We start from the raw sequence: 2,414 nt of genomic DNA on the forward strand, positions 1-2,414 counted from the left end.
CTTGGTTCTCGTGGGCAGGGTTGTAGCCTTGTATTGGACATCTCTGCGGATGTTTAGGTTCACGATTAAAGTCCAAGAATGGTATTATTTATCATTAAATCTTTCTACTGTTGTGAACCCCTGGAAAACCTGAACTTGCAGCTGAACTAGCTTACCGGGACGCCAGTCTCTCCCACGTAAAAAACGGAATATATGGGGAAATGTTTGTGAGCGCCATGCTTAGCGCCGCCTTCACAACAAATAATATTGAAAAAATAATAAACATCGGCCTATCAGAAATTCCAGAACAGTCAAGGCTCTCAGAGACAGTGAGGAACACTGTCGAGTGGAGCAAAGAGTACAGTGACTGGAGAGACGTATGGAACAAGATCAATGAAAAATACGGTCATTACAGTCCTGTTCACACCATAAACAACGCAGCCCTGGTTCTTCTAGGCCTTCTCCACGGTGACGGCGACTATGAAAAAAGTATAACAATAAGCGTTATGGGTGGTCTAGACACCGACTGCAACGGCGCAACAACAGGCTCAATACTAGGAGTCATACTAGGTGCCAAGCGCTTACCAGAAAAATGGGTAAACCCACTAAACAACCGCGTTGAAAGCTACATCATAGGCTACAACAATAGCCAAATCTCAGACCTAGCTCAACAAACCTTCAAAATAGCAAAAAAATCTAAACAAGAACGAAGGTAAAAAACCCAAACACATCCAAACACAATACTCTAGAATCTAAACAAAATAAAAAAGTAAAATAAATGTTGAATGAATTTAGAAGAAACCTAGTTCCTCAGGATCAAACCACTCAGGGAACCAGCGGTAGTGTTCAGCCGGGTACGCTTTTCTAAGTCCCTCGTAATTCGCCTTAGCCATAGTCAAATTCCCACGACTATCTCGGAAAGCGGCTACAAGCTTCTTCTGCTCAAGCGAACCTACGAGTTCAAGCACCTTACTCTTATCCAGACCAGTCTCCTTCTCCAAATCATCAATAGTCATATACAGCCCCGGGTTAGCCCTGTAATCCTCTGCAAGAATCTTAAGCATCACATCCTCAGTAATCTCCTTACCCTTCCAAGGACCATCATCCATACTCAGTATAGGAATCTCCAAGTCAGGATCCATACGCAATCGGAAGGGCATATCAAGATAGCTAAGCGCACCCATCCGATAAATAATCAACTTCTGAATCTCATTAGTACCAGCCACCACCTGTCCTATCTTACCTTCCCTGACCAAGCGCTCCACAGGATAAAACTTCGTCAGCCCGTCCCCGGCCATAATCTGCACCGCTTCTAACCCCGTTTGAATAGCATAATCCGTGTTCAACAGTTTCGCTATAGAAGATTCCACGGCCGCATTTTGTCCACTATCAAGCAACATCGCAGTGTAATAAGTTATCAACCGAGCAAGCTTGTTCCAAGTTATCATATCCGCAATCTTAAACTGATTATTAATGAACCTGTTCGTTTGCTGCTTAAACTGCACACGCCTATTAGTATAATAGACCACCAACCTAATAATATCCCCTAAACCGCCGCCAACCACGGCAGAACCCACAAGCCGCTCAAAGTTTAATCCGCTTGTCATCACCGCCCAGCCGGCGCCCACGTCGCCAACCCTGTTTTCGTCCGGAACCCGAACATCATCAAAGTTCAAATAGCCGTTAGGAACATTCTCAAATCCTATAAGCTCATTAATTTTTTCCAGAGAGAACCCTGGCGTCCCTTTTTCCACTATGAAGGCTGTCAGGTGACCGTATTTCCTTATAACCTCGGGGTCATCGCTTGTTTTGGTGTACACGAAATATCTGTCTGCTGGTCCCGCGCCGGTTATGTATCTCTTTCTACCCATAATTATCCATTCGTCACCGTCTTTCCGCGCAGTGGTCATCACGGAGGCCGCATCGCTACCCGCGAAGGGTTCAGTTATGCAGACAGCTCCCATCTGGCCTTTTGCCATTTTGGTTAGCCATTTTTCCTTTTGTTCTTCGGTGCCGAAGTGCAGCAGCTGATGGTAACCTCCGAGCATGCTTACGACGAATACGTGTCCTACTGCGTATAGGCGCCCTAATTGTTCGGCTGCTATGCAGCATCCGGTGGCTCCGAGTTCCATTCCGCCGTATTTTTTGGGCACTCCTGCTCCGAAGTATCCTTTTTGTTGTACTTCTTTTACTATATCCATGGGGAATCTTCTCATCCAGAATGCTTTTTCGGCTCCTGGTATGTGTTCGTTTACGAATTTATGTAATTCTTCTGCGAACTTTTTTTGTTCGTCTGTCCACCAGGGGAATGGTTCCATTTTTTACGCCTCATTAAAATGATTATATCATTTTTCGGTACGATATTCTGTTTGGGAATTTAAATTAAACGGAAAGATTAGTGTTTTTAATAATATACTGTCTTATTATATTATATT

1 protein-coding gene and 1 pseudogene are annotated in these 2,414 nt (G+C 44.3%); one reads left to right on the plus strand and one right to left on the minus strand.

Features of this window, described 5'->3' with window-relative positions; all coding sequences use genetic code 11:
* Positions 1–131: 131 nt before the first annotated feature.
* Positions 132–695, plus strand: a pseudogene (locus ACUVXA_RS19765) (ADP-ribosylglycohydrolase family protein); the annotation flags it as partial.
* Between the two features lie 75 nt (positions 696–770).
* Here the strand turns inward: ACUVXA_RS19765 and ACUVXA_RS19770 are convergent.
* The gene (locus ACUVXA_RS19770) at positions 771–2,297 is read right to left on the minus strand and encodes an acyl-CoA dehydrogenase family protein (protein WP_445873009.1); all 1,527 of its coding nucleotides are present in this window, start codon (positions 2,295–2,297) and stop codon (positions 771–773) included.
* Positions 2,298–2,414 lie beyond the last annotated feature (117 nt).

The organism is Candidatus Jordarchaeum sp. (genome assembly GCF_052745115.1).